Origin of the sequence: Bradyrhizobium centrolobii, assembly GCF_001641635.1 — a bacterium.
Taxonomy (GTDB): domain Bacteria; phylum Pseudomonadota; class Alphaproteobacteria; order Rhizobiales; family Xanthobacteraceae; genus Bradyrhizobium; species Bradyrhizobium centrolobii.
In genome coordinates this window covers 1-25,010 of sequence record NZ_LUUB01000056.1, presented here as the reverse complement: position 1 = coordinate 25,010, position 25,010 = coordinate 1, and the positions used below count along the sequence as shown (strand labels likewise).

The following is a 25,010-nucleotide window of genomic DNA, read 5'->3' as shown; positions in this document are numbered from 1 at the left end:
CTCCGCCACCTGAAGCAGGTCACGATGTCCTCGCGAAACTTGAGCCATTCGCTGTAAATCTTGCGGAATTCGGGGTTCTTCTCCGCTTCCTCGGCGTAAAGCGAGAATGTGGCGCGGGTCGTCCCTCCCCCGCGACCATATTACGATCAGCCTAAGTTCCGTGGCGCGCAGAACGCGTTAGCGGCCAAGCGCCGTCGGCGCGCAGACTGGCGCAAGGGCGAATTCGCGACCAAGGGCTTTCGAGCCGAATGCGATCATACCAATGCCGCAGTCATGCCACGTTCTACACCAGATCGGATGCGGTAATCGACGGCAAGATCGGAAGGCACGGCGGACGTACCCGAGCCTGATGACCTTGAAAGACCCCGGCGCATTCTGCGACCGGGGCCTTTTCCTCAATAACTGGTACTCGAGGAGCGGGCAGCTTTGGCCTAGCGCTGGTGGCCTAGACCGATGCCAAGGCTACGCGCCTTCTGCCTCAATGAGCCCTCAGAGCGCTTCATCGGCTTCGCCGATCAGTTCCGCCTCAGCTTCGCGATACTCCCGCAGAATTGCAGGGGCGCGTTCTTCTGCTCGGGACATAGCCGCAATCCTGCTTCCAGCGAGCGCGCACAATTGAAAACCGGCGGAAGTGAGTAGGGTTCCCCGGAAGGGACCTTCAATGCCCGCCTTATGCGGCGGCGGCCCGGTGAGCAGCGTGAATGTGGGTGTCGAGAATTGCATTAGTGACTGCCTCGCCGAAGACAAGGGGAAGAGTGTACCTGTCCTCGTTACTGCAATCGTTCTCTTCGCCAATGCAGCCACTCGGCTACGGTCGCAATCGTTTGCCGACGAACTGAAACAAGTCGGCAACGCGGCCGGTCTAATGCACCGTAGAAGACAGTGGCGGGGCAACATGTTCAGCGACAATTATCCTATCGGCGCCTTAACGTGCCAAGCGCAAAGCTCGATCGACAGCTCTGCATTCCATTTCTCACGCGGAAGCGTGGATCTACAGTGCTGGCCGACGACCATTGAAGCTCCAGCGATGTGGAGAGCCCAGTCCGAGGACGCCGCATTCGGCCGTAGAGCTTAATGGTTGCCGAGACAGTGGGAGTCTCTGCCTGAATGCCAATTGTTTGCCTCCACATTCATAATATAGCCTTTCGTCACGGTCATGGGGGCCGCCTCAGCCTCGCCTCCCCGCGAGAAGCCGGTCGATGAAGGCCCGGCATACCGTCAGGGCTCAATGGCGTCATTTCAGGCCACAGTTCGGGGAACGCTTCATGCAAGCGCGCTTGCAGTTCGACTAGGCACGGTTGGTCTGATGCACCGAGCGTGTGTGGGAAAAGGTCGAAATGAGTAGCCTGTTATCACGCCTATTGCTGCTGGTGGCTGCGGCCATGCTACCGGCAATCGCGATACAGGCGTACAACGAGATCGACCTGCGTCGTACACGCGAAGTTGAAGTAGAGGACGAAGCACTCGGTCTCGCCAAGCTCGCCGCCGCTGAGCTGCAGCAGATCGTCCAGGGAGTTCGTCAGGCTTTGATTGCGCTTTCGGAAGTCCCGGCGATAAAAGCCAAGGACGTTCAAGGGTGCAATACCTACCTTTCCCGAATCAAGCGACGATATCCGGAGTTCATCTCCTTTATCGTGGTCGACCTGAATGCCAGTGCCTTCTGCTCCTCATTCACGGAGCATAAGGTGGCTCCCATAGTGCATAAGCTAGCTTCCGCCACTGGACGTGCCTACTTCGCGAACGCCGTGAGGACCGGAAAATTCACGGTTGGAGAGTTCGCGATCGGCCGAAACACCGGTCGCAACGTCCTTCAGTTTGCGCTGCCATTCTACGACGACGAAGACCACATGGGCGGCGTCGTCATAGCATCTCTCAGCCTCGATTGGCTCGCTGACGACATCGCGAAGAAGGGCGTTCCGCAGGGAGCCGCGCTCGCGATCACGGACCGCAACGGCATCTGTCTCGCTCGCCATCCTGACAACGACCTGTTTGTTGGCAAGAAGCTACCCGCAGGCAAAGATCCGATGCTCGACAACGGGACCGTCGCGGACATGGTCAACATCGATGGTGTGGAAAGAATTGTCGGCTTCTCCGCTGTGGGGGAAGATCTTCTTGTCAGCTTCGGCCTCGGCAAGACGCAGAGCTTCACCAAGATCGAACATCGCACGCAGCGCGACGTATTGTTCATTGCGATGAGCGCCCTGATCGTTCTGATCCTAACGGTGTGGGGCGCCCAGCGGTTCATTCAGCGCCCGTTTGCGCAATTGGTCGACGCTGCAAACCGATGGCGGCTCGGCGATTTCGGCCGACGGGTGGACATCCGAGGTAACTCGGAACTCGCTCGAGTCGCCAGCGCATTCAACGCCATGGCCGATGCGCTGAAGCACCGAGAGCACGAATTGTCCGAAGCAAGGGAGCAGTTTTATCAGAGCCAGAAGATAGAGAGCGTCGGCCAGCTCACCGGTGGCGTTGCGCACGACTTCAACAACCTGCTCACGGTGGTCTCCGCTAACCTCGAACTTATCGAGGCCGGCGACGACATTGGCAAAGCCCGGCACTTCGCTGCGGCTGCACGACGTGCTGTTGATCGGGGGGCAAAGCTGACAGCGCAGCTTCTCGCCTTCTCGCGACGGCAGGTACTGAATCCAAAACCCGTCGACGCAACCCAGCTTGTTTCTGAGTTCCAGGGGCTCATTCGTAACGCCGTCGGAGAGGCATGCCGAATTAAGGTGCAGGGTGATGACGGATTGTGGCTCTGCCACGTCGACCCGGCGCTGCTGCAGACCGCGCTCCTTAATCTCGCCCTGAACGCGCGCGACGCCATGCCGGATGGCGGCGTGCTTGAGATCGAGATGGCGAACATCGTCGTGAACGAAGGAGTCGTCGCGGGATGCTTGCCAGGATCGTACGTCAGGCTGTCTGTGCGAGACACTGGTGTTGGAATATCCCCCGAGGTGCTGGACCGGGTGTTTGAGCCCTTCTTCACAACGAAGGAGGTTGGCAAAGGTACGGGGCTCGGTCTTAGCATGGTCTACGGCTTCGTTCGCCAGTCCGGGGGGCACGTTGCCATCGAAAGCACACTCGGAAAGGGAACCGCTGTCGCTCTCTATTTGCCGAAAGCCACGCAAAAGCCTGACGCGGAGATGGAAGACGTCAGACCCCAAGCCATGCCGGTGGGCTCAGAGCGTATTCTGGTTGTCGAGGATAACGACGATCTTCTGGACATCACGTCGACGATGCTGACCCAGTCGGGCTATCAGGTTCGCTGCGCCCGGAGCGGTACAGAAGCACTTCGGATGCTTCAGACCGAAGGATTTGATCTTTTGCTCAGTGACATCGCATTGCCAAACGGGGTCAACGGCATTGAGATTGCGCGAGAAGCGAGACGATTGAACAAAGGAATCAGGGTCCTGCTTGCCTCGGGCTACGCGGGAGACGTGTTGGAACGACATAAAGCGGCGGGCGAATTTCCCCTCATCGACAAACCATTCCGTATGTCAGAATTGGCGGCGCGTTTGCGGTCGATCCTGCGCGACGGATGACTTACTTTCGTGCCGTTGCTTCCTTGCGACGGATAACACACCATTTGCGAGGCTCACCGAAGGCGCAGTCGGCGGAGGCGATACGCTACATTTTTGCTGGCTATCAGTACGATTGGGTCGAGGTGTGGGCCTCTGGCGACAATTTGATTGTTGATATTCGACGAGATGAAGAGGGGGCCGATGACGATTGGGATGACGGTTCCGGTCGGATCGCGGCGCTCGCGCCGTTGCGAACAGATGTGCTGTCGGGAGACCTCAGACCGTTCTATCTCCTCTGGTTGACGGCGGTGCAGGACGAACTGATCCCTGAGGATGGAATCGAGCCGCTGCCGGGTATAGCACCGTTGACCGGCGCGCTCGAAGCCTTCGCCGAATTCTTTGGCATAGATCCCGAAAGACGCCTGAGATTGCCTCAATTCACGCCGCTTTCTTGCCGCCGGGAGCATCAAGGCTGTCATAGACGCTGCGCTCGAAACCAGCAAAAGCTTCCAGGCATTTCTGGTCGGCGAACGGAAACAACTGCATCAGGATCACACCGGCAACGTCGCGCGCAGGATCGATCCAGAAATAGGAGTTGGCCAGCCCGGCCCAGGCGAGGCTTCCGGCGCTCCGGCCTTCCGGAGTTTGCGCGGTATTGATCAGGAAGCTCAAGCCGTATTTCTTCACCATGTCGGGATAGAAATCGACATCATTGGTGGTGGGCGGAGCAGCCGTGGTCAGCTTGGTGACGACGAGATCGCCGATATGGTTCTGCGCCATCGTGGCGACGGTCTCGGGCTTGAGCACCTGGTTGCCATTGCCGCGGCCCTTGTTCAGGATCATCTGGCAGAATTTGATGTAGTCGCCGGCAGTGCCGTAGAGCCCGCCGCCGCCCATGTGAAATTCCGGATTCTGCTCCAGTTCGAACGGAAACGGCGCGAGCGCACCGTCCGGCCCGCGCGCGTGCACGCCGACCAGGCGCTGGCGCATGTCGTCGGTGATCCTGAAGCCGGTGTCGCTCATACCAAGCGGCGCGAACAGGTTGTCACGCAAGTAGGCGTCCAGGCGAATGCCGGCCGTCGCTTCGATCGCCTTGCCGACGAAATCGATGTTGGGGCCGTATTCCCAGCGTGTGCCTGGGTCCGTCATGATCGGGACTTTCAGCGCCTCGTTCTTGCAGGTCATCATGCGAGGAATGCCGGTCTTCTCCAGATATCGCTCCATGTCGCCGCTCCACATATCATAGCAGAAGCCGGCGGTATGGGTCATGAGCTGGCGTAGCGTGATCGGCTGCTTGGCTGGACGCAGCTGCGGCTCGCCTTGCTCATTGAAGCCTTCGAGCACCATCGGTGAAGCGAGATCGGGCAGCACGTCGCCGATCGGCTCATCGAGCGCAAGCTTTCCTTGTTCGACCAGTTGCATCGCACCGGCGGTGGTCACCGCTTTTGTCATTGAGGCGATCCAGAACACGCTTTCGACCGTCATCAGGGCGTCCTTGGTGAGGTCGCGCTTGCCGAATGCGCCCTGGTAGATCACGTCGTTTCCGCTCGCGGCAACCGCAACGGCGCCGGGGAGTTCTTTCGCATCGCATTTCTGGCGCAAGGGCTGATCGATCCGGGCATCGCTTGGCATAGAATCCCCAATTTTGCTTTGTGCGTCGAAGCTATCCTGATGGCACGGATTTCCAACTCCATTCGGGTTAGTTTTGTAACGACCACACGAACTACTTGATTACGTCCGCAACGATCGCGACAACTCGCGCGCGTGCGTGACGTCTGGCTTGGGTCAAAATGCGAAGAACTCGACGTGAGCAAATCCAGTCCGCTATACCTCACCGTCTCGACATCGACGAAGCGTGCGGACACTTCGCTGATGGGCCAAATGCAGTCTTGGCGGCGGCAGCTAAGTGGCCCCGGCGCGTCGCTGGCGCGACAGTACAGTGCGATCGGCACCGAGATCGACAAGAACATCATGGTCCTGCACCGGGCCAGTGAGGCGAGCCGGCGGGTGGCTGAGATCCCCGGCATTGGCCCGATCGGCACTACCACGCTGGTTGCCGAGATCGGCGACTGGAAGGCATTCGGATCAGGACGCAGCCTTGCGGCCTGGATCGGACTGGTGCCCAAGCAACACAGCACCGGCGGCAAGGAGAGGCTCGGCCGCATCACCTCGTATCCGAGGCGCGCTAATCATTGCCGCTCGGCACGTGGAGCACGCGGGCTGGTTTCATCATTTCGTGTCCAGGCTTCAGATGCAAGGAATTGTCCGCTTTTGTTGCGCTCGCGGCGTCTTATGTTTGGGCAAGTTCGCGATGCATGCGATCGTCACATCCGTCGGCGGGAGCTGACCATCTTCTGATTGGAGGCATGGGCTCGATTTTGGGCCCACGTCCACGCCGCCGTGAGACGATCCCGTGAACCGCCAGCGCGCTGACACAGGTTCCTGCGCCAAGGTGTGCGCACCAGGCCCGCCCAACGTTCCTTCCAATTTTCGTTTCTTCACAGGTCTTTACGATGTTGGCTGCGTAGACGGCATGGGCGGAGACAGAGCCGATGGCCGCTGCGAACCTGCGCATGGGCGAGCAAATCAAAATCCAACCCGGCCCGACTGCAGCTGCTCCTGATCGGAGCCAGGGACACCAGATGGCCGCGAAACAGGGGTCGGCTTTGTCTCGGGCATGAATTCCCAGACAATGACAACGGCCAAGAGCCCCACGGCTGTCAGGCTCACGAAGCCAACCGCATAACCGAAACGCTGCGTAACAGCTCCTGTTATCAACGTGCTGAGCGAAGCGCCGACCCCGGAAAACGTTCCCACGAGGCCTTGAGCCAGGTTAAACCGGCCGGTCCCGTTCGTGAGATCCGCTAAAATGAGCGCAGTCAGCACACCCAGCGTCGCACCGCTGAATCCGTCCAGCGTCTGAATGATGACCAGCAAGATCGGGTCAGTCGTCAAAGCAAACAGCCCGGAGCGTATCGGTACCGCTGCAAGTCCAAGCAACAGGAGTGGCCGACGTCCCCACGTCGCGGCAATGCGTCCTGCCCAAGGCGCCAACATTGCAACAGCGATTTGGGGGATGACGATCAGTACGGATATCGAGAGCGAGGACTGGTGCCCTTCAGAACGCGCCAGTTGTTCACCCACCTGCGGAAGGATCGCAGCGTTTGCGAGCTGAAAGAGAAAGAGGCAAGTTACAAAGGCAAGAAAGCGGACGTCTTTGAAGAGGGACCGACGGCTGCTCCTGTTGGGTTTCGTCTCATGATGATCGGGAGCGCCACAGGACCGGCCGAAGTGAATATCGGCGCCGTCTATCCGGAGGAGTACCCATAGTAACGGCATCGCCAACGCGGCGGCGACCAGAAATATGTCTCGCGTGGATAGCAGATCCCCGATGCCACCCATGATCGCGGCCGCTGAGAGGCCTCCGATGGACGCAAAACGTTGATTGCGACCCAGCCGCTCGGCGAGCGCCTCGTGCCCAACCAACCCCAGACTGATGGCGGCGATGCTTGGTCCAAGTACGCTACCGACACCGCCTTGTATGATAGCCGCTCCTGCGACGGAGACGAAATCCGACCGCAGTCCAAAAATCGTCAGTGCCAGCGCGACGGCAACAGTTGCGGCTGCGACCAACGCGCGCTTTGATCCGATGATGTCTATCAGCTCACCGGCCGGGACCTGGGTTATCAGACCAGCCAGCCCGCTGATGGTTAGGACGGTTCCGATACTTTCAGGTGCCCATCCGTTTTCCGCCAGGTTAACTGCGACAAAGGGACCGAAGCCCATCAGGAGAGCAGCAAGGAAGAAATTCAGCCAGTCAAGCGCTTTCAGGCTTTCAGCGGGACGTGCGGTATCTCGACTGGCGAGGGATCTTGTGAGCATTGTCCCGCCTACAAAACGCGGATTCTAAAGGAACTGCGCACCGAAGCTGCTTCTCACGACCGTCTTGGGGTTGCCCTTCTGCACCTCAAACCGCGTCTCATCGCCGTCCCGCCAGAAGCGGATATCAAATTTGTGACGGCCGAGATGAAGATCGAGCAGCGTTAGGTCCGGAAGCCACTGGGGCAACTGCGGGTCGACATATAATTTTCCGCGTGGCGCGTCCGGCACGATCCCCAACATGGCCTGCATGAGCGTGAAGACCGACCCAGCAGCCCAGGCCTGGGGCACATTTGCCCCAAGATACTGCACCGGAAAGCTGCCTTCGCTGCGTTCGATCGTTGTGTAGAGTTCGGGTAGCTGGTTTGACAGGAAGTGACTTCCCGCCTCACTGATATCGCGCGCGATCCGCGCGGCCTCGGCTCCGAAGCCATACCGCTTGAACCCCAACGCAATGATGGCATTGTCGTGCGGCCAGACCGATCCGGTCTGGTAGTTGTATGGGTTGAACGAGGGATGCAGGGCAGAAAGCGTACGGATGCCCCAGCCGCTCCACATGTCGGGTGCCATCAGGCGTTGCACGACTTTGGTCGCCCGCTCCGGCGGTACAATGCCGGACCACAAGCAGTGACCCGGATTGGACGCGACCGTCAGCACCTTCTTCTTTTCGCCGTCCAGCGCAAAGGCGTAGAAGCCTAACTCCTCGTCCCAGAAAGCGTCGTTGAATTGTCTGAACAGCGCTTCGGCCTTTCGTCGCAGCTCTTCGGCACGGCTGTGCTTGCCGAGCTCATCAAATATCTCGGCCATACGCCGCCAAGCGTCATAGACATAGCCCTGCAATTCGCACAGCGCTTTTGGTCCCTTTACGAGCGATCCGTCCGGGTAGACGACGCTATCACCAGAGTCCTTCCAACCCATGTTCTCGTAGCCCACGGGGGACTTGGTCTGATATTCCTGAAATCCGTCGCCGTCGCGATCGCCATAGTGGTCGATCCAGGACAAGCAAGCCTCGGCGGTCTCAAGATGATGCTCGAGCAGCGTCGTGTCGCCGGTTGCCCGCCAGGCGGCGTGCAGTGCGATGAGGTAAAGGGGCGTCGCATCGGCTGTGCCGTAATAAGGCGTATGCGGGATCAGCTTGAGCGACGCGAGCTCCCCATAGCGGATCTCGTGTGGGATCTTGCCCGGCTCCGCGTCACGGTAGTCGTCCTCGGCCTTCGCCTGCAGCGAGCCCAAGATGTCGAGGCTGCCACGGGCAAAGTCGGGATAGATCAAAAGGTTCTGCAGCGAAACGATCAAACTGTCCCGACCGAACGGAGCGACAAACCAAGGCAAGCCGGCAGCCGGTAAAAACACCTTGTGATCCCCGCCAAAAATCGGCAATCGGAGCGCCGCCATGTCCTCAAGTGCCTGGCGATAAAGACGGTAGAATTCCTCGTTGCTGCAACGAATTTTCAACACTGTCCGCAGCCAGTCCGACAAGGTCTCACCGTGCTTCTTGTGATGTTGATCGGCGCACTCTTGCGGCGGTCGATAGTGTCGCTCGCCGTCCTCCAGAGTGAAGAGCAAGCAGCAGTGCCAGGCTTCGCCCGGATCCAGGACGATCTGGAAGTTGAGCCGGCCATTGGAATAGGTTGCTTTTGGTTGATGATGTAACGGAGCCACCATCACCGAGCGAACGAAATCGCCGTTGCGATAACTGGTCCGCAGCCGTTGTCTCGTCTGCGACCACGTCGTGGCGATGTGTCCGCGACGCACGATATTGTTTGACTTGACTTCGAATATGTCAGCGAAGTCGCAACGCCACGCCATCTCGAGCTGAAAGTCCACCCTGCGCATGCCGTTATTGGTAATGTCGAGGTCTTCGTGCAGTCCCTCGCTGATCAGCCTGCTGACAACCAGACCAAGCGTGCGTGGTGGAATGGTCCCATCCGCGGTCGGAATCGCTCGATTCGTAAGATACGTTCGCGATGCGTAGTGCGTTATCGCGCCTCCATTGAGGAGCTCCCAGGGCTCGCCATTCGCGTAAATAGTCCAACTGCTGATAACTCGGGTGTCAAGGAAATAGAGCCCCTTCTCGCTGGGCCAGTTAATTTGTCCATCCGGCTCAGCCACCAGGACTGTCTGGCCGTGATGGATTGAAACCTGATGTGGACCAACTTGAACCTTGAAGGGCATCATGCGTTTCCGCGGTGTCGGTCGTGGCGGCGGGCTTTCGATTCCGACGCCTCGGAGTTACCTAGATCGCGCGCGGCCTGGCGTCTTGGTCTCTCCGTCCTTAAGTCGCGCATATTTGAAGAGGGCGAGGACTAACGCTGATTGCCGAGAGCAGTAGACCCTGATGACGAGTTTGCAAGCTCATACTCACGACCAGCAGCCGTGTGGCGCGAACACTCCCGGAAAAGTCATGGCATGCACAACGATCATCAGCGCGGACGATGTAACCACTGGCGATAATAAAAGGTTCCCACCAGCCTATGATCTTGGCGCGTGTTCTTCCGCACATTTGAAAACGCTGCGGACAGTACGCATCGAGGGTTAACTTGGCGGGGAGCTACCGTAAGTGAAGGGGATGCAGTTCGTAGCTGAAGTAGTTTCACTTCCAGGCAGACGACAACCCGCTTAGCTTGTTAGAAGGTCAGTTGATCCCAATGCAGTGCGCAAGTCGATCTAGGCGCCGGCGATCGTTGCGATCGCCGACGACCTGTTGTCGGCGCACGACCGTCATACGAAGCGCGCCGCGCAATTGGGCTCGCCCCACCGGTGCCGGCACGAGAGGATCTACTCATGAACTTGCAGTCGAGCGGCTCAAGCAAGGATTCGGCCGCACCCGTCCCCTTGGCCGGAGGCAGTGGGGGTGTGAAGACCACACCGCCCGGTGCAGAGACGCTCACCTTCTGGCTTGCCATCGTTATCGTCGTCGTCATCTTTGCCGGCGGCCTGTTCGGTTACGACCAGGGTGTGATTTCCGGCGCGCTGCCCGGCATCAAGTCGACATTCTCCCTCAGCGTGCTGATGCTCCAAGTGGTGACGAGCTGGGTCAACTTGGGCGCGCTCGTCGGATCGCTGATCGCGGGCAACGTGGGCGATGCGATCGGACGCAAACGCGCATTGATGCTTGCCGGCGCGCTCTTCACACTTGGCGCGGCCGTGCAATACTTGGCGGCCGAGGCGTTCGTCCTGGTCGCGGGACGTCTGGTCATCGGCATTGGCGTCGGCGTCGCAGCGGTCGCAGCGCCGCTCTATGCCGCCGAGCTCGCGCCGGCGAGCCTTCGCGGCCGATTCATCGCAAGCTACCAGCTTGCGGTGACGATCGGAATATTCCTGGCCTATCTCGTCAATGCGCATTTGTCCGCGAGCGGTAATTGGCGGATGATGCTCGGGGCGGCCGCGGTGCCCGGACTCGCGCTGTTTGTCGCCGCGCTGGTGACGCCGCAATCTCCTCGCTGGCTGATAATGAAGAATCGGCGCGCCGAGGCGCGTGCGGCAGCGCACAAGGTCGAGCCACACATCGACGTCGACGCGCATCTCGATGCCATTGAGCTCGCATTTCGCACCGAGGAAAAGCCCGCTCCGTGGAGCGAGATATTTCACCGCGAATGGCGCCATCCGCTGCTCGTCGCGGTCGGACTTGCGATCTTCCAGCAAATTACCGGCATCAACGCCATCATCTACTATGCCAATCAAATATTCGCCTCCGCAGGATTTGCATCTCCCGAGTCCCAGGCTGAGGTGACCACCTGGGCGATTGGCGGAGTGAATGTGCTCGCGACCTTGATCGCCATCGCCTTCATCGACAATGAGGGGCGCCGCAAATTGCTGCTGACCGGCCTTATCGGAATGGGTGCGAGCTTGGTCGTGGTCGGCGTGGCGTTCGAGTTCATCGGAGCCGCGGGCCAAGCTCCCGCGGCGGGTGGGCCCACTCTGGCGGGCATTGTCACAGTTGCGGCCCTGATCCTGTACATTGCATGCTTCGCATTTTCGCTCGGCCCCGTGGTCTGGACCGTCATCAACGAGGTGTTTCCGGCACGCGTGCGCGGTCGCGGGGTTGCGCTCGCCACCGCCGTCAACTGGGGCTCCTCCTATCTCGTGAGCCAGTTCTTCCTGTCGCTCGACGAGGCCATCGGGAGTTCTTTGACGTTCTGGCTGTTCGCGCTGTTGTGCGCGATTGCCTGGATCTGGATCTATCGGTCGGTGCCCGAGACCAAGCGGAAATCGCTCGAAGACATCCAGCGGATGTGGGCAGTGCAAAGATGAGCCGTTGAGACGGTATCTAGGCCGCCTCCACGACTGAAAGAAGGAGGGGAGATGACCAATCCGGTGTTTGCCGCGCTCGGGCGGCCGTTTCGACTTGGCATTGTCGGCGGCGCGCCACCGTCCATGATCGGTCCAGTTCATCGCATCGCGGCGAGCATGGACCAATGCTTCACGCTGGCTGCCGGCGTACTCTCCTCGCGTCCGGAGCGATCACGCGCCGCAGGCGTTGCCGTGGGCCTGGTTGAGTCGCGCTGCTACGGCACTGTCGAGGATCTGATTGCCGGGGAGCGTGCCCGCGACGATGGCATCGAGGCAGTTGCGATCATCACCCCCAATGATAGCCACGCGCGATATCTGAAGCTCGCGATCTCCGCCGGCCTCGATGTGATGATCGAGAAGCCGCTTTGCAATGATCTCGGCGACGCCAAGACGCTGCGCGAGCTGGCTGCATCCACCGGCTGCGCGGTCGCGGTCACGCACACCTATTCCGGCTATCCAATGGTGCGCGAGATGCGCGCGCGATGCCTTGCCGGCGAGATCGGCGCGGTCCGCCTGGTTCAGGTCGAGTATCTCGCGGGCGGCCTCGCCACGGCGGTCGAACTTGGCCCGGATGGGCATCAGCGCTGGCGGCTGCAGCCGGAGCGTAGCGGGCCGTCTTTGGTTCTTGGCGATATCGGCACGCACGCGCATCACCTCGTGTCCTTTGTCACGGGGCAGCCGTTTGAAACAGTTTCCGCCGACGTCGGAGCACTGCATCCAGGCCGGAAGGTGCACGACGTGGCGCAGGTGCGCTTCCGCCTGGCGGGAGGCATTCGCGGGCAGCTGGATGTTTGCAATGCGGCGGCCGGTATGTCGAACCATATTGGCCTGCGAGTCTACGGCGAGACCGGTCACATGGAGTGGCTGCATCGCCGGCACAATGAGCTCGCGATCGCGTCTCTCAACGGCGAAGTTCGTGTCATTGCGGCAGGCCAGCCGATGCTGACCGCCGATGCGCAGCATTCTTCGCGCCTGCTACACCCTGGACATCCTGAGGGACTGCACGAGGCGGTAGCCAATCTCTATTGCGGCCTGGCCGACATGATGCTCGCGCGCCGTGGCCACGCGACCTCGGGCGCGCCAAGGCTCGTGCCGACAATCGACGACGGCGTCGCGGGACTCGCCTTTGTGATGGCATGCCTGGAAAGTTCGGCCCGGGATGGTGCGGCGGTTTTCCTGGGTTCATGAATGTGAGGACGCGGTGGACGATGGCGACGATATTGGTGACGGGTTGCGATAGGGGGCCAGGCGTAGAGTTTGCCTGGCAATATGCGGAGGATGGACATCGTGTGATTGCGACGTGCCATGACTGTTCCGCAAGCGATGCTGCTGCCGTTCGCGGCACCGCGCGGCGGGGCTGCGTTGCTAACGAGGCCGGGCGATCAGGCATGACAGCTCAACGGAAGACCACGCAGCCGCTTCTTCAACGGCTGAAATCGGTGTATGCTGAGTGGGAACGTCCCACAAAAATTAAAAAAATAGGCAAAGCCTGGGACGCAGGGGGAGGGCCAGAAAATGTTGTTACATAGGCCTTTAAACACCCCACGTGTGTGGGGCGGGGGGATTGCTTTGTCATCTCTGTTGAGCGGTGGAGCGTACGCGGCCGATCTTTGGACGAAAGCTCCGCCTGTTCCTTATGCTGAGACCGATGATTTCTGGACCAGGCCGTATCTGTTCGGCGATCTCGGCAGGACCAAGCTGAAGGAGCAGGGCATCTCTCTCTCCCTGACGCTGCTCGACGAGGCCGTCACCAACCTGTCGGGCGGATCCAAGAACACCGCAGTCAACTCTGGTCAGCTGTTTTTTCATGCCAAATTCGATATGGCGAAGCTCGCCGGCATCCAGGGCGGCACGGTCGGTCTCACGCTGGTCGACCGTTTCGGCGACAATCTGAACACAGAGGCAGGCATTCCGGCCCTGCAGCTGACCAATGAAGTTTTCGGTCGCGGCAATATTCTGCGCCTGACCGAACTCTACTACTTGCAGAAGCTTTTCGATGATCGCCTTGAACTCAAGGGTGGCCGTCTTCCAGCCGGCTCCGACTTCTTCTTCGGTGAGTGCGAGTTCATCAACCTGACCTTCTGCGGCGGCCAGTCCGGCAACATCCTGGGGAACTACATCTATAACTGGCCGGTGAGCCAATGGGCCGGTCTCGTCCATTACAAGCTGACCAAGGAATTGCAGTTTTCGGTCGGCGTCTTCGACGCCAATCCGAATTATCTGACGACGTCAGACTCCACCGTCTACTTCTTGCCCGGCATCCCTGCCTCAAACCCCGCGACGGGCGTGCTGGTGCCGGTGGAGTTGACCTGGAGGCCGAGCGGTCCCTTGAACGGGACCTGGAGATTCGGCGGCTGGTATGACAATGCGTCGACGATTGATGGGGGCCTCCCCGGGATCATTGCTACCATCCCGGGCGTCGGTGGTGTCCCGGACCAAAATCTGGGAGATCAAAGAGGCCGCTACGGCGTTTATGAGTCGATCGTGCAGCGGTTGACCGTTGATGGTCCCAAGGCGGAGGGTTGGTATACCTTCCTCAATACGACCGTCGCCGATCACCGGACGTCGTACCAGGACTACCAGATCGCCTGGGGCGTCAAGCACACCGGAACGTTTGCCTGGCGCCCCGAGGACGAAGTCGGCTTCGCGGTGGGTACGACCCACGTGAATTCGGCCGCCCTCAGCCCGAATGCAGGCGGTAACGAAGTTCCGATCGAAGTCTGGTACGGCTGGCAGGCGACCGGATGGATGAACCTCAAGTTCGACGCCCAGTATGTGATCAATCCCGGCGGACGCGGGTTTAACGCCGCCGGCGTGAAGACCGACAATGCCTGGGTTCTTGGTCTGCGCACCGTGGTCCAGTTCTGATGCGAAGGTGGCCCCCGGGGAACTTGTGACGAGTGTCTAAGCTACGTTCACGCCGCTTGCGACGGCGCATGATAGTCGGCTGCGACGGTTCGTCGGCGGAATGGGTGCCCAGCGGTGTGAACAGCAGAGTTAGCTCGGCTGTCAGAACGAGGTTGACGACGACAGCGTAAAGCGCCGCGTAGCCAGGAAATGTGAAGGTACCGAGCGTAAGGGAAAAGGTCGGTGCGAAGGATGCCGTGCGCACTTCCCCTGCTTGCCGCGCAAGCGAGGCACTCGCAGCGACGCAAGACATTCGCGCAGGGACCGACGCACAGCCCGTCGATTGCGGCTTCACTGCTCGCGACAGGATTTCAGGGGCCGCGATGCGCTCTCGAAGGATGTCGCCGATCTGGCCGTTCACCCTCTATTGAGGTGTTCGGCAATCCAGGCCGGGACCGGACCAAGATCCTTTTCGTTACAGCGCTCGTGATTGGCTTTGCTCTTTCGCAGGCAAGCAGCCGAGGGAGAGGGGGCGCTCAACGAAGCCTTCTTGGATTGAGCCTGCTTGACGTTCCGTCGTAGGCGGGACTGCGCCGGCCCTGGCTCACCGTAATCCTACCGAATCCGATTTCGGTAAGGTGTCGGTCAGCATCGAGGTAGCACCTCAGTCAGGCCTTCGTTCTTCACTAGCCGCAGCTTGGTCCACGAACCAAAAGAGCTCACCGACCGGCCTTACCCGGGAGGCAGGAGCAGCGCTGCCCCCCGCGCGGATTGTCCGCAAGATGGTAGCCTTTTCTCGGCCCGTCACCAGAAACGCTACACGCCGACTGCTGTCGATCACCGGATAAGTCATGGTGATGCGGGCCTCGGGGCGTCCGTGCGAGACGGCCGCCACCCATCGCTGACGCTCCTCCAAGACCGGTTCTCCAGGCAATAGCGAAGCCGTATGGCCATCGGCACCAAGGCCAAGGAGGGTCACGTCGAAGAGCGGACGGGTCGGATCGAGTATCTTCCCGCCGTACGCCTCTTGCAGCGTCCGTTCGTAGCGACTGGCCGCGTCCAGCGGGCTCCCGTCGGTCGGGATTGGATGAATATTCTCAGGTGGCACCGGTGCCTTCGTAAGCATCGCTTCACGGACCATGCGATAGTTGCTGTCGGGATGATCATGGGGAACGAAACGCTCATCTCCCCAGTACCAGAAGACGCGCTGCCAGGGGAAACGCGCGCTGAATTCATCGGTCGCGAGAAGTTGGTAAAGCGTCTTCGGTGTCGATCCGCCGGAAAGTGACACCCGAAACTTGTCCTTCGCGGCGAGCGCAGCCGCCGTCATCCATTCGGCCACACGGCGGGCCAATGCCGCCGGATCGGGAAGTATTTCATAGCGGTCACTGGTCTCGCCCATGGCTGCAACCTCAATCAGAGGAACCTAGAATGAAATGCTCCATCGCCTTGGCAAAACCCTCGTCATTGTAGGAGCCAGCCGTGGCGTTGGCCTGGATCTTTACCTCATCGGAAGCGTTTCCCATCGCGATGCTGAAGCCGGATTTCTTGAACATCAACACGTCATTTGGTTGGTCGCCAATCGTGGCTATTTCACCGGCCGGCACATTCAAATGGCTCGACAGATACTCGACGACAGAACCCTTGTTCGCTTCCTTGTTGGTAATGTCGAGATAGTAGGGTTGTGACCGCGCCGCCGTCGCGTGCTGTCCGAAGGCCGCTTGGGCATCTGCCTCGCAGCGCCGCACCTTGTCGAAATCGTCGCTGACGCCAACGATCTTGGCAACCTGGTCGAGCTCTTTACCGACATCCGCCACGATCTTCGGCTCGAATTTGACGGTCCAAGCCTCACGCGCGACATGCGGGGCGTCCGCATTCGTGATCAACCAGTCATTGCCGCGATAGACCCAGGCGTCGAGACCATGCTTGCGAATAAGATCGACGGCCTCGCTCGCCACATCAAGAGGCACCGTCTTTTGCTCTAGGATCGTGAGATCCGGTTTGACGAAGAGCCCGCCGTTGAAGCCGGCGATCGGCGTATCGAGCTCGAGCAAGTCGAACAGCATGGCCATGCCGAGCGGCGGCCGGCCACTGGTGATCGCGAAGCGGATGCCGGCGCGTCGCAACTGGCTGACAGCGTTCTGCGCGCGCTTCGTCAGGACCTTCTCCTCGTTAACGAGCGTGCCGTCCACGTCTGCCAATACAAGGGAAATCTTCGGCATCATCACCACCTCCGTCGCAGGCTCAGTCCAGCGGTCTCCAGGCGCGCCCATCGCGTGCCAGCAACTCGTCAGCTGCGGCGGGGNCGCTTCCGCCCGCCGCATAGTTCGGAAAATTCAGAGGCGGATGGTTTGCCCAGGCGTCAAGGATGGGTTGAACGGCTTGCCAACCGGCCTTGATATTATCGGCGCGCTGGAACAGGGTTGCATCACCTATCATGCAATCGAAGAGCAGGGTCTCGTATCCAGTGCTGGGTTCGGCTTTGAAGTAAGTCCTGTAAGCAAAGTCCATGCTGACGGAACTCAACTTCACAGTCGGGCCAGGACGTTTGGCTGCGAATTCGAGTGCGACGCCCTCGTTGGGTTGGATACGCAGGATCATCCAGTTGGGATTCATCCGCTCCACGTCGGTGCCGCGGAAGAGGGTGTATGGTGCCTGGTGAAATCGGATCGCGATCTCCGTCACACGGCGCTTTAGATGCTTGCCTGTGCGGAGATAGAAAGGGACGCCGGCCCAACGCCAGTTGTCGATCTTCAGCTTGCAGGCGATGAACGTCTCAATGCTCGAGTCCGGGGCCACGTCAGGCTCCTGGCGATAAGCCCGCACCGCGCGACCGATCACTGTGCCAGTGTCATACTGGCCGCGCACAACGTCGTTGAGGATCTGTGAGGCACCGAGCGGTTGGATGGCCCGGATGACCTCCGCCTTCTTGGTCCGAACCTCATCGGCATCGAACGATATCGGCGGTTCCATGGCGGTCATCGCCAGCAGCTGGAACACGTGGTTCGGTACCATGTCGCGCAGCGCTCCGGTCTTCTCGTAAAACCTGCCCCGACGCTCGACACCGACTGTCTCCGCCGCGGTGATCTGCACGTGGTCGATGTGCTCTCGATTCCACAACGGTTCGAACAGGCCGTTGGCAAAGCGCAGCGCCATGATGTTCTGGACCGTTTCCTTGCCGAGGAAATGGTCGATCCGATAGATCTGATGCTCGTGCAGCGCAGTCGTGATCCGGGCATTGAGCGCCCTGGCTGACGACACGTCGTGGCCGAACGGCTTCTCGATCACCACCCGTCGCCACTGGCCATTTCTCTCGATCATGAGGTCCGCAGCCGCGAGCCCCGCGACCGCCACGCTGAAGAAGCGGTCCGCGACGGCGAGATAGAAAAGGTGGTTGCCGGCCGTACCTCCAGTCGTGTCGAGCTCCGTCAGATGCTTGCCGATCCGGGAGTACAGCCCGGGATCATTGAGATCGCCCTGCAGATAGCTCATGCGCTCGGCCAACCACCGCCAGGCGGCCTGATCGAGGTGGTCCATTTGGAACTCGCCGTCCTTCCCAACAAATTCCTGCATTGCGTCGGCGAGGCCGTTGCGCCATTGCTGCACCGTTTTGGCGACTAGGTCGACACCCACCAGCCGAAATCCGTCGGGCAGCCGCTTGGCGGTAACAAGGTTGTAGAGCGCCGGCACGATCAGGCGCTTCGTCAGATCGCCGGAGGCGCCGAAGATCACGATGGCGCACGGTGGCGCGACCATTGGGCTCTCGGCTTGGCTCGAGGCTTCAACTTCCGTCAACGGATCCGGCCTGCTTGAGATCATCGCGACTTCCTCTCGTTACGGCCCAGCACTTCCATGGCGACCTCGACAACCCGCTCCGGCTCAAAGCCAAACTTGCGCTGCAGCTCCTTGAGCGGTGCCGACGCCCCGAATGTTTTCATGCCGACAATGCGGCCAGCGGTGCCGACATATCTGTCCCATCCGAGCACCGATCCCTGCTCGACGGCGATGCGTGCATGGAGACCTGGTGGCAGCACCTCATCGCGATAGGACTGTGGCTGGTGCTCGAAGATGTCCCACGAGGGCATGGAGACGATACGGCAGCGAATCCCCTGGGAGGTCAACTTTTCATGGGCCTCCACGACAAGGGAAACCTCGCTGCCCGACGCAATAAGTATGATCTCCGGCGCGCCGTCCGTTGCGTCCGCCATGATGTAGGCGCCTCGTGCGACCCCGGCAGCCGACGCGTACTTGCGGCGGNGGTCGAACGTCGGGAGCGGCTGGCGCGATAGTGCGATCACCGCCGGTTGATGACGCAGCTCGAGGACGTAGCGGTAAGCCTCGACGACCTCATTGGCGTCGGCCGGTCTGAGGACCACCAGGCCTGGGATGGCCCGCATCGAGATCAGATGTTCGACCGGCTGGTGGGTCGGCCCATCCTCGCCGTCGCCCATCGCATCATGGGTGAAGACCCAGACGGCAGGAAGCTCCATCAGGGCGGAAAGACGGATCGCTGGGCGTGCATAGTCGCTGAAGATGAGGTACGTCGCGCCGAAAGCGCGCACCTTCGACAATGCCAATCCATTCACGATCGCCGCCATCGCGTGCTCTCGAACGCCGAAATGGAGGTTCCGGCCTCCAAAACTTGCGGCTTCAAAATCTCCCGCTTCGGGAAACGTCAGGAGCGTCTTGTTCGACGGGCCGAGATCTGCCGATCCGCCCATCAGCCAGGGAATATTTTGAGCAAGGACGTTCAGCACCTTGCCGGAAGCTACTCGCCCCGCAAGGCCCTTAGGGTCGGCGGGGAAGCTTGGCAGGTTTCGGTCCCATCCAGCAGGCAGCGCGCGCCGCTGCATCTGGTCGATCTCAGTGGCGAGTTCAGCAAATTGTGTGTGGTAGGCGGCAAACAGCTTCTCCCATTGGCGCCGCGCTTCGGCACCGCGCGCGCCAATACCAGCGTCGAACCGCCGAGGAACCTCGTCAGGCACGAGGAATTTTGCGTCCTCGGGCCAGCCGTACGCTCGCTTGGTAAGTCGAACCTCCTCCTCGCCCAGGGGCTCGCCGTGGATTGCCGGAGTGTCGATCTTGTGTGGCGACCCGTAGCCGATGTGGCTGTCCAGAATGATGAGGGTTGGTCTGCCCTTGGTCTTGCGGAAGATGGTGAGCGCATCCTCGATCGGCCCGAGATCGTTGGCATCTCCGACCCGCAACACATTCCACTGATAGCCGAGAAAGCGCGCCGCGACATCCTCGGTAAAGGTGATGCGCGTATTGCCCTCGATGGTGATGTGATTGTTATCATAAATCCAGCAGAGGTTATCGAGGCCGAGATGCCCGGCGAGCGAGGCAGCTTCCGCGCCAATCCCTTCCATCAAGCAGCCGTCGCCGCAGACGGCATAAATGTCATAGTCAAAGATATCGAAGCCGGGCCGGTTGTAGCGATTGGCGAGAAATTTGCGCGCGATCGCCATGCCGACGCTCGTGGCAATTCCCTGGCCCAGCGGACCGGTCGTCGTCTCGACGCCGGAGACCCAATGATATTCCGGGTGTCCCGGCGCCTTGCTGTCGAGTTGGCGGAACCGACGGATGTCGTCGATGGTGACTGACGGGTTGCCGAGACGTTCGTACTCGGCGTTTACGGCGCGGGTGCCCGTTAGATAGAGAAGCGACCACAGGAGCATCGAGGCATGGCCGTTTGACAGAATGAAGCGATCGCGATTTGGCCAGATCGGATCCTTCGGATCAAAGCGCATGACCCGGTTCCAGAGCACATACGCGAGCGGTGCCAACGCCATCACCGCGCCGGGATGGCCTGAATTTGCCTGCTGCACCGCGTCGATAGACAGGGTGCGGATCGTCGTGATCGCCAGTTGGTCGAGTTCTTCGCTGGTCATTCGACTTGGCTCCATTCCTCCGCCCGCGCTTTGATCAGCTGTGATCAAGCCTGTTTCTCGAGATGTCCGCCGAATTCGTAACGCATCGCCGACAAAAGCTTGTCCGCGAAATCCGCCTCGCCGCGCGAGCTGAACCTCTCGTAGAGGGCGGAGGACAGCACATGGACTGGCACGCCCTCGTCAATGGCGGCTTTAATGGTCCAGCGACCTTCGCCGGAGTCGGACACGCGCCCTGCGAAGGTCGATAGCGCAGGATCCCGGATCAGGGCTGTGGCCGAGAGGTCAAGCAGCCAGGAGGCGATGACACTGCCACGCCGCCAGACCTCCGCAATCTCCGTCAGGTCGAGATCATATTGAAAGTGTTCAGGGTCCCGCAGCGGCGTCGTTTCGGCGTCGACGACGCCGGACTTTTTCCCGGCATTGGCTCCCTTGAGGACAGCGAACCCCTCCGCATAAGCCGCCATCACGCCATATTCGATACCGTTGTGTACCATTTTGACGAAGTGGCCGGCACCACTAGGGCCGCAATGGAGATAGCCCTGCTCGGACGTTTTGCCGTCCTTGCCGACTGCCTCGTCGCGTCCCGGAGTGTGTGGAATGTCGCCGTGACCTGGTGCGAGGGTGGCGAAGATCGGGTCGAGATACCTCACCGTGCCGGCATCGCCCCCGATCATCATGCAGTAGCCGCGCTCGAGGCCCCAGACACCGCCACTGGTCCCGACATCCACATAGCGGATGCCCCTGGGCGTCAGCTCCCCGGCTCGGCGGATGTCGTCGATGTAGTAGGAATTGCCGCCATCGATCACGATATCGCCGTGCTCAAGGTAGGGCAGCAGCTCGGCGATGGTTTGGTCTACGGCGCCGACCGGCACCATCAGCCAGACTGCGCGAGGTTTCGTCAGTCTCTCGACCAACTCACGCAACGAAGCGGCGCCGACGGCCGTCTCCTTCACCAGTTCGTCTACCGCCTTTGCGGACCTATCGAACACAGTGCATTGATGTCCACCCCGCAGGAGCCGGCGCACCAGGTTTGCTCCCATCCGTCCGAGACCGATCATTCCGAGTTGCATGGGTTAGCTCTCCTGATCATGTTTCAATCGGCACCCAACAGGACGCTTGCGGCCGAACAGTCGAATTCGAGCGAGCCGTGGTGATCGACCGGCGGGATCGAGGGCGCGCGATCATATCTTCGAGGCATCAGCCGGAAGCCTTGAGTTTGCGATAGCGCCGGATCAGCGCGTTGGTCGAACTGTCGTGCTTGAGCTCGGGTTCCGTGGGGTCCTCGAGCTGAGGAATGATCTGCTGGGCAAGCGCCTTGCCCAATTCCACGCCCCATTGGTCATACGAATCGACCTGCCAGATCATCCCCTGGGTGAAGACGGAGTGCTCATATAGCGCGACCAACTTGCCCAGCGCTTCTGGTGTTAATTTGTCCGGCAGGAGGGTGTTCGACGGACGATTGCCCGCGAACAACCGATGCGGCACACGCCAATCGGGCGTGCCTTCCGCCTCGACCTGTTCGGCCGTCTTGCCAAAGGCGAGCGCCTCGGTCTGGGCAAAGACATTGGCAAGCAACATGTCGTGGTGTCTGCCGAGCGGGTTCAGGCTGTGGGCGAAGGCGATGAAATCGCAGGGTATGAGCCGGGTGCCCTGGTGGATGAGCTGATAGAACGAATGCTGGCCATTGGTCCCTGGCTCGCCCCAGTAGATCGGCCCTGTGTCGTAATCCACGGTGATGCCGTCGCCAGTCACATGTTTCCCGTTACTCTCCATGGTGAGCTGCTGCAGGTAGGCAGGAAAGCGCTTGAGATACTGCTCATAGGGAAGCACCGCGACGGTCTGCGCGCCGAAAAAATTATTGTACCAAATGGCGAGCAGACCCATCAGAACCGGCAGATTGCGCTCGAACGGTGCAGATCGGAAATGTTCATCCATTTCGTGAAAGCCATTCAGCATGTCGCGGAAGCCATCCGGACCAATGGCCACCATCGTCGACAGGCCAATCGCCGAATCCATCGAGTAGCGACCGCCGACCCAGTCCCAGAAGCCGAACATGTTGGCGGTATCGATCCCGAACTTCGCAACCTCCGAGGCGTTGGTCGAGACGGCGACGAAATGGCTGGCAATGGCGTCTGCCTCGCCATTGAGACCGGCCAACAGCCAGTCACGCGCCGTGCGCGCGTTGGTCATCGTTTCGAGCGTGGTAAAGGTCTTGGAAGAGACGATGAACAGCGTCTCAGCGGGATCGAGATCGCGCACCGCCTCGGCGAAATCCGTGCCATCGACATTGGAGACGAATCGGAATGTCATGGCACGCTCGCTGTAGTGCCGCAGCGCTTCGTATGCCATGACCGGTCCAAGATCAGATCCGCCGATGCCGATATTGATCACATGGCGGATGCGCTTCCCGGTATGCCCCTTCCAGGCGCCGCTGCGTAGCCGATGCGTGAAACCCGCCATTTTGTCGAGAACGGCATGGACGTCGGGCACCACATTGCGTCCGTCGTGAATGATCGAAGCGTCGCGTGGAGCCCGCAGGGCGACGTGAAGCACGGCGCGGTTCTCCGAGACGTTGATGTTGTCGCCCCGGAACATCGCATCGATGCGGTCTCGCAACCCCGATTCCTCGGCAAGCCGAAGCAATAGTGTCAAGGTTTGGTCGGTGATCCGGTTCTTGGAATAGTCGAGATAGATTCCAGCCGCCTCGATAGCGAGCCTGTCGCCGCGTTTGCGATCCTCGGCGAAGAGTTGCCTGAGGTGCACGTCCTTCACGGTCTGGTAGTGCCGCTCTAACGCTGCCCAGGCGGGCCGTCTGCGCAAAGCTGGAACGCTCGTGGGTTGCTTCCTGACCAGCTCCGGTGAACGCCTACCCTGATCCATAGCCACCGTCTCCTCTCCAGCCTTTCAGCTCGCCTCCCGAATCGTCGCGCTCTTCGATTCGATGCAGGCCAATAGATCGTTCCATGACTTCACAAACGATGCCGCGCCCTCGTCCTGCAGCCGGGCCGCGAGCGCGTCGATGCCGATTCCGGCCTCGCTGAAGCTGGCCAGGACTCGCTCGCAATCGCCTCCATCCGGCGCGAGCATCTCGTGCACTTCGCCGTGGTCTCCGTATGCTCGCAGAGTGCCCTCCGGCATGGTGTTGATCGTGAAGGGCGCAGCAAGGGCCTTCACATAAAGGATGTCGGAGGCCGTCGGATCCTTGGTGCCGGTGCTAGCCCACAACAGTCGCTGGGCCCGAGCGCCGGCATTGGCGGCGCGCTGGAACCGTGCCGATGCGAGCAACTCTTGGTATGCCCTATAGGTACGCTGGGCGACTGCGATGCCAAGCCGATTGGTCAGCTCGTCCGGGACCTTGCCGCTGACCGCGACGTCCCAACGGCTGACAAACAGCGAGGCGACCGACGGGACTGCCGGGTTCAGCCCCGCATCAATGCGCCGCTCGACGCCGCGCAGGTAAGCATCAGCTGCTGCGAGGTATTGCTCGCGGGAGAACAGTAACGTGACATTGATTGGAACGCCGGCGAAGATTGCCGCCTCGATCGCTGGCAGGCCTTCCGCTGTGCCGGGTATCTTGATGAAGAGGTTGGGCTTGCCGGCACGTTGGTGAAGCGCGCGCGCTGCCGCCAAGGTCGCGTTGGTGTCATGGGCGAGCAGGGGCGAGACCTCGAGCGAGACCCACCCGTCTACACCGTTGGTGCGGTCCCAAATCGGGCGGAACAGGTCTGCTGCCTGGGCTAGATCTTCGATTGCTAGTTCGAAGAATAGCGTCTCGCCCGACTTTCCCTCAGTGAGCTTGCTGCGGATCGCTGAATCATAGTGAGAGCTGTTCTTCATCGCATGGTCGAAGATCGTCGGGTTCGATGTGAGTCCCGTCAGCGACAAGTCGGTGATGTAGCGCTTCAAAGTGCCGCTGGTCAGCAGGTCGCGGGTGATGTTGTCGAGCCAAACGCTCTGTCCGAGTTCGTGGAGCTTTTGCGTTGCCCTCATCGCTTCACCTCCGCACAGCTTTGAGTCGTGGGGCTGCCGCAAGCAGGCGAGCCAGATCGCAGTCGAGCAGGTCTCCGATCCGGTCCACCGTCACGTCGGGTATGGCGAAGGAGGCGAGGGCGTTCGCGTCGTGGGCATATTGTCCTTGTCGGGGAAGGACGGTGGTGACGCGGTTGCCCCAGACCTCCTTGACCGCGGCAAGGATACGCGGCTTGTCATCAACTAGAACGTAGTGCAGCGCCGGATAGCGGGCCTCGACATCATCGAGCGCAAGCTCCTTGTGGATGTAGATCAGCACATGTGAGTTGACTGCCTCCGAAAGCCCGGAACGCTCAACCTTGCGGGGTTGAAAGACGACGTCGCCATCGGTGAGAAGGATGGTTGGGCCCCACTGACGTAGTCGTTCGAGCACGTCTAGGGATTCCGGATACAAACGATTGGCGAACGGGTAATCGACCAGGAATGACGACATGGACAACAGGTGCATGTCTTGCGGGTGTTCGACGCGATACCGCTGGAGCGCGCCGAGATAGTCTCGATACCCCAGTTCTTGGAACAGCTCCTCGAGAATTGCCCAGTACCGATCGCG

The 25,010-nt window shown here is 60.4% G+C and carries 17 protein-coding genes and 3 pseudogenes; 5 read left to right on the top strand and 15 right to left on the bottom strand.

Going from position 1 to position 25,010, the window contains the following annotated elements; all coding sequences use genetic code 11:
• Nucleotides 1-489: 489 nt before the first annotated feature.
• Nucleotides 490-723 carry a hypothetical protein gene (locus tag AYJ54_RS49410; RefSeq protein WP_136623766.1) on the bottom strand — a complete coding sequence of 78 codons (234 nt, stop codon included), beginning with the start codon at nucleotides 721-723 and terminating at the stop codon, nucleotides 490-492.
• Nucleotides 724-1,337: 614 nt separating this feature from the next.
• Here AYJ54_RS49410 and AYJ54_RS17935 point away from each other — a divergent pair.
• The gene (locus tag AYJ54_RS17935) at nucleotides 1,338-3,542 is read left to right on the top strand and encodes an ATP-binding protein (RefSeq protein ID WP_063700703.1); all 2,205 of its coding nucleotides are present in this window, start codon (nucleotides 1,338-1,340) and stop codon (nucleotides 3,540-3,542) included.
• 53 nt (nucleotides 3,543-3,595) lie between these two features.
• Here the strand turns inward: AYJ54_RS17935 and AYJ54_RS17930 are convergent, their stop codons facing one another.
• Both AYJ54_RS17930 and AYJ54_RS17925 read right to left on the bottom strand, forming a co-directional pair.
• Entirely contained in the window at nucleotides 3,596-4,000 is a 405-nt protein-coding gene (locus AYJ54_RS17930) for a hypothetical protein (protein WP_063700700.1), read from the bottom strand.
• Nucleotides 3,960-5,153: a serine hydrolase domain-containing protein gene (locus AYJ54_RS17925; RefSeq protein WP_063700697.1), complete on the bottom strand. Its 1,194-nt coding sequence runs from the start codon at nucleotides 5,151-5,153 to the stop codon at nucleotides 3,960-3,962. The genes AYJ54_RS17930 and AYJ54_RS17925 overlap by 41 nt, the downstream gene beginning before the upstream one ends.
• A gap of 360 nt (nucleotides 5,154-5,513) precedes the next feature.
• On the opposite strand from AYJ54_RS17925, the pseudogene AYJ54_RS52410 reads away from it, so the two are divergent.
• Nucleotides 5,514-5,696, top strand: a pseudogene (locus AYJ54_RS52410) (transposase); the annotation flags it as partial.
• 411 nt (nucleotides 5,697-6,107) lie between these two features.
• Here AYJ54_RS52410 and AYJ54_RS17915 read toward each other — a convergent pair.
• Together AYJ54_RS17915 and AYJ54_RS17910 are read right to left on the bottom strand one after the other, a co-directional pair.
• Nucleotides 6,108-7,403: an MFS transporter gene (locus AYJ54_RS17915; RefSeq protein WP_063700694.1), complete on the bottom strand. Its 1,296-nt coding sequence runs from the start codon at nucleotides 7,401-7,403 to the stop codon at nucleotides 6,108-6,110.
• Between the two features lie 24 nt (nucleotides 7,404-7,427).
• Nucleotides 7,428-9,575, bottom strand: a complete 2,148-nt coding sequence (locus AYJ54_RS17910; RefSeq protein WP_063700765.1) for an amylo-alpha-1,6-glucosidase — start codon at nucleotides 9,573-9,575, stop codon at nucleotides 7,428-7,430.
• 681 nt (nucleotides 9,576-10,256) lie between these two features.
• Between AYJ54_RS17910 and AYJ54_RS17905 the strand changes: the two genes are divergently transcribed.
• The 3 genes from AYJ54_RS17905 (at nucleotide 10,257) to AYJ54_RS17895 (ending at nucleotide 14,561) form a co-directional block, all read left to right on the top strand.
• A complete protein-coding gene (locus tag AYJ54_RS17905; RefSeq protein ID WP_063700693.1) occupies nucleotides 10,257-11,654 on the top strand; it encodes a sugar porter family MFS transporter in 1,398 nt (465 codons plus the stop codon).
• A 51-nt stretch (nucleotides 11,655-11,705) separates the two neighbouring features.
• Nucleotides 11,706-12,881 (top strand): Gfo/Idh/MocA family protein, encoded by a 1,176-nt coding sequence (locus AYJ54_RS17900; RefSeq protein WP_082905695.1) that lies wholly within the window; start codon nucleotides 11,706-11,708, stop codon nucleotides 12,879-12,881.
• 327 nt (nucleotides 12,882-13,208) lie between these two features.
• Nucleotides 13,209-14,561 (top strand): carbohydrate porin, encoded by a 1,353-nt coding sequence (locus AYJ54_RS17895; protein WP_201724208.1) that lies wholly within the window; start codon nucleotides 13,209-13,211, stop codon nucleotides 14,559-14,561.
• A gap of 643 nt (nucleotides 14,562-15,204) precedes the next feature.
• Here AYJ54_RS17895 and pgl read toward each other — a convergent pair.
• The 10 genes and pseudogenes from pgl to AYJ54_RS50745 all read right to left on the bottom strand — a co-directional run.
• Entirely contained in the window at nucleotides 15,205-15,942 is a 738-nt protein-coding gene (pgl, locus tag AYJ54_RS17890; RefSeq protein WP_063700691.1) for a 6-phosphogluconolactonase, read from the bottom strand.
• A 10-nt stretch (nucleotides 15,943-15,952) separates the two neighbouring features.
• Nucleotides 15,953-16,765, bottom strand: a complete 813-nt coding sequence (locus AYJ54_RS17885) for a Cof-type HAD-IIB family hydrolase (RefSeq protein WP_245329055.1) — start codon at nucleotides 16,763-16,765, stop codon at nucleotides 15,953-15,955.
• 19 nt (nucleotides 16,766-16,784) lie between these two features.
• Nucleotides 16,785-16,845 (bottom strand): annotated as a pseudogene (locus AYJ54_RS53495) (hypothetical protein); the annotation flags it as partial.
• A gap of 1 nt (nucleotide 16,846) precedes the next feature.
• Nucleotides 16,847-18,296, bottom strand: a 1,450-nt coding sequence (zwf, locus tag AYJ54_RS17880) for a glucose-6-phosphate dehydrogenase (RefSeq protein WP_245329057.1), incomplete at its 3' end; no start/stop codon positions are given.
• A 59-nt stretch (nucleotides 18,297-18,355) separates the two neighbouring features.
• Nucleotides 18,356-18,797 (bottom strand): annotated as a pseudogene (locus tag AYJ54_RS52405) (transketolase-like TK C-terminal-containing protein); the annotation flags it as partial.
• Nucleotide 18,798: 1 nt separating this feature from the next.
• The coding region (locus AYJ54_RS17875; RefSeq protein ID WP_430641434.1) for a transketolase family protein at nucleotides 18,799-20,446 on the bottom strand (1,648 nt) is incomplete at its 3' end.
• A gap of 29 nt (nucleotides 20,447-20,475) precedes the next feature.
• Nucleotides 20,476-21,501: a phosphogluconate dehydrogenase (NAD(+)-dependent, decarboxylating) gene (gene gnd, locus AYJ54_RS17870; protein ID WP_063700685.1), complete on the bottom strand. Its 1,026-nt coding sequence runs from the start codon at nucleotides 21,499-21,501 to the stop codon at nucleotides 20,476-20,478.
• A 127-nt stretch (nucleotides 21,502-21,628) separates the two neighbouring features.
• Entirely contained in the window at nucleotides 21,629-23,311 is a 1,683-nt protein-coding gene (pgi, locus tag AYJ54_RS17865; protein ID WP_063700683.1) for a glucose-6-phosphate isomerase, read from the bottom strand.
• 24 nt (nucleotides 23,312-23,335) lie between these two features.
• Nucleotides 23,336-24,421 (bottom strand): transaldolase, encoded by a 1,086-nt coding sequence (gene tal, locus AYJ54_RS17860; RefSeq protein WP_063700681.1) that lies wholly within the window; start codon nucleotides 24,419-24,421, stop codon nucleotides 23,336-23,338.
• A gap of 4 nt (nucleotides 24,422-24,425) precedes the next feature.
• Nucleotides 24,426-25,010, bottom strand: a 585-nt coding sequence (locus AYJ54_RS50745) for an HAD family hydrolase (protein WP_063700679.1), incomplete at its 5' end; no start/stop codon positions are given.

Coding starts and splice junctions, on each gene's coding strand:
- AYJ54_RS49410 (WP_136623766.1), bottom strand. CDS start 723: ATGCAATTCTCGACACCCACATTCACGCTGCTCACCGGGCCGCCGCCG.
- AYJ54_RS17935 (WP_063700703.1), top strand. CDS start 1,338: ATGAGTAGCCTGTTATCACGCCTATTGCTGCTGGTGGCTGCGGCCATG.
- AYJ54_RS17930 (WP_063700700.1), bottom strand. CDS start 4,000: ATGACAGCCTTGATGCTCCCGGCGGCAAGAAAGCGGCGTGAATTGAGG.
- AYJ54_RS17925 (WP_063700697.1), bottom strand. CDS start 5,153: ATGCCAAGCGATGCCCGGATCGATCAGCCCTTGCGCCAGAAATGCGAT.
- AYJ54_RS17915 (WP_063700694.1), bottom strand. CDS start 7,403: ATGCTCACAAGATCCCTCGCCAGTCGAGATACCGCACGTCCCGCTGAA.
- AYJ54_RS17910 (WP_063700765.1), bottom strand. CDS start 9,575: ATGCCCTTCAAGGTTCAAGTTGGTCCACATCAGGTTTCAATCCATCAC.
- AYJ54_RS17900 (WP_082905695.1), top strand. CDS start 11,706: ATGACCAATCCGGTGTTTGCCGCGCTCGGGCGGCCGTTTCGACTTGGC.
- AYJ54_RS17895 (WP_201724208.1), top strand. CDS start 13,209: ATGTTGTTACATAGGCCTTTAAACACCCCACGTGTGTGGGGCGGGGGG.
- pgl (WP_063700691.1), bottom strand. CDS start 15,942: ATGGGCGAGACCAGTGACCGCTATGAAATACTTCCCGATCCGGCGGCA.
- AYJ54_RS17885 (WP_245329055.1), bottom strand. CDS start 16,765: ATGATGCCGAAGATTTCCCTTGTATTGGCAGACGTGGACGGCACGCTC.
- gnd (WP_063700685.1), bottom strand. CDS start 21,501: ATGCAACTCGGAATGATCGGTCTCGGACGGATGGGAGCAAACCTGGTG.
- pgi (WP_063700683.1), bottom strand. CDS start 23,311: ATGGATCAGGGTAGGCGTTCACCGGAGCTGGTCAGGAAGCAACCCACG.
- tal (WP_063700681.1), bottom strand. CDS start 24,421: ATGAGGGCAACGCAAAAGCTCCACGAACTCGGACAGAGCGTTTGGCTC.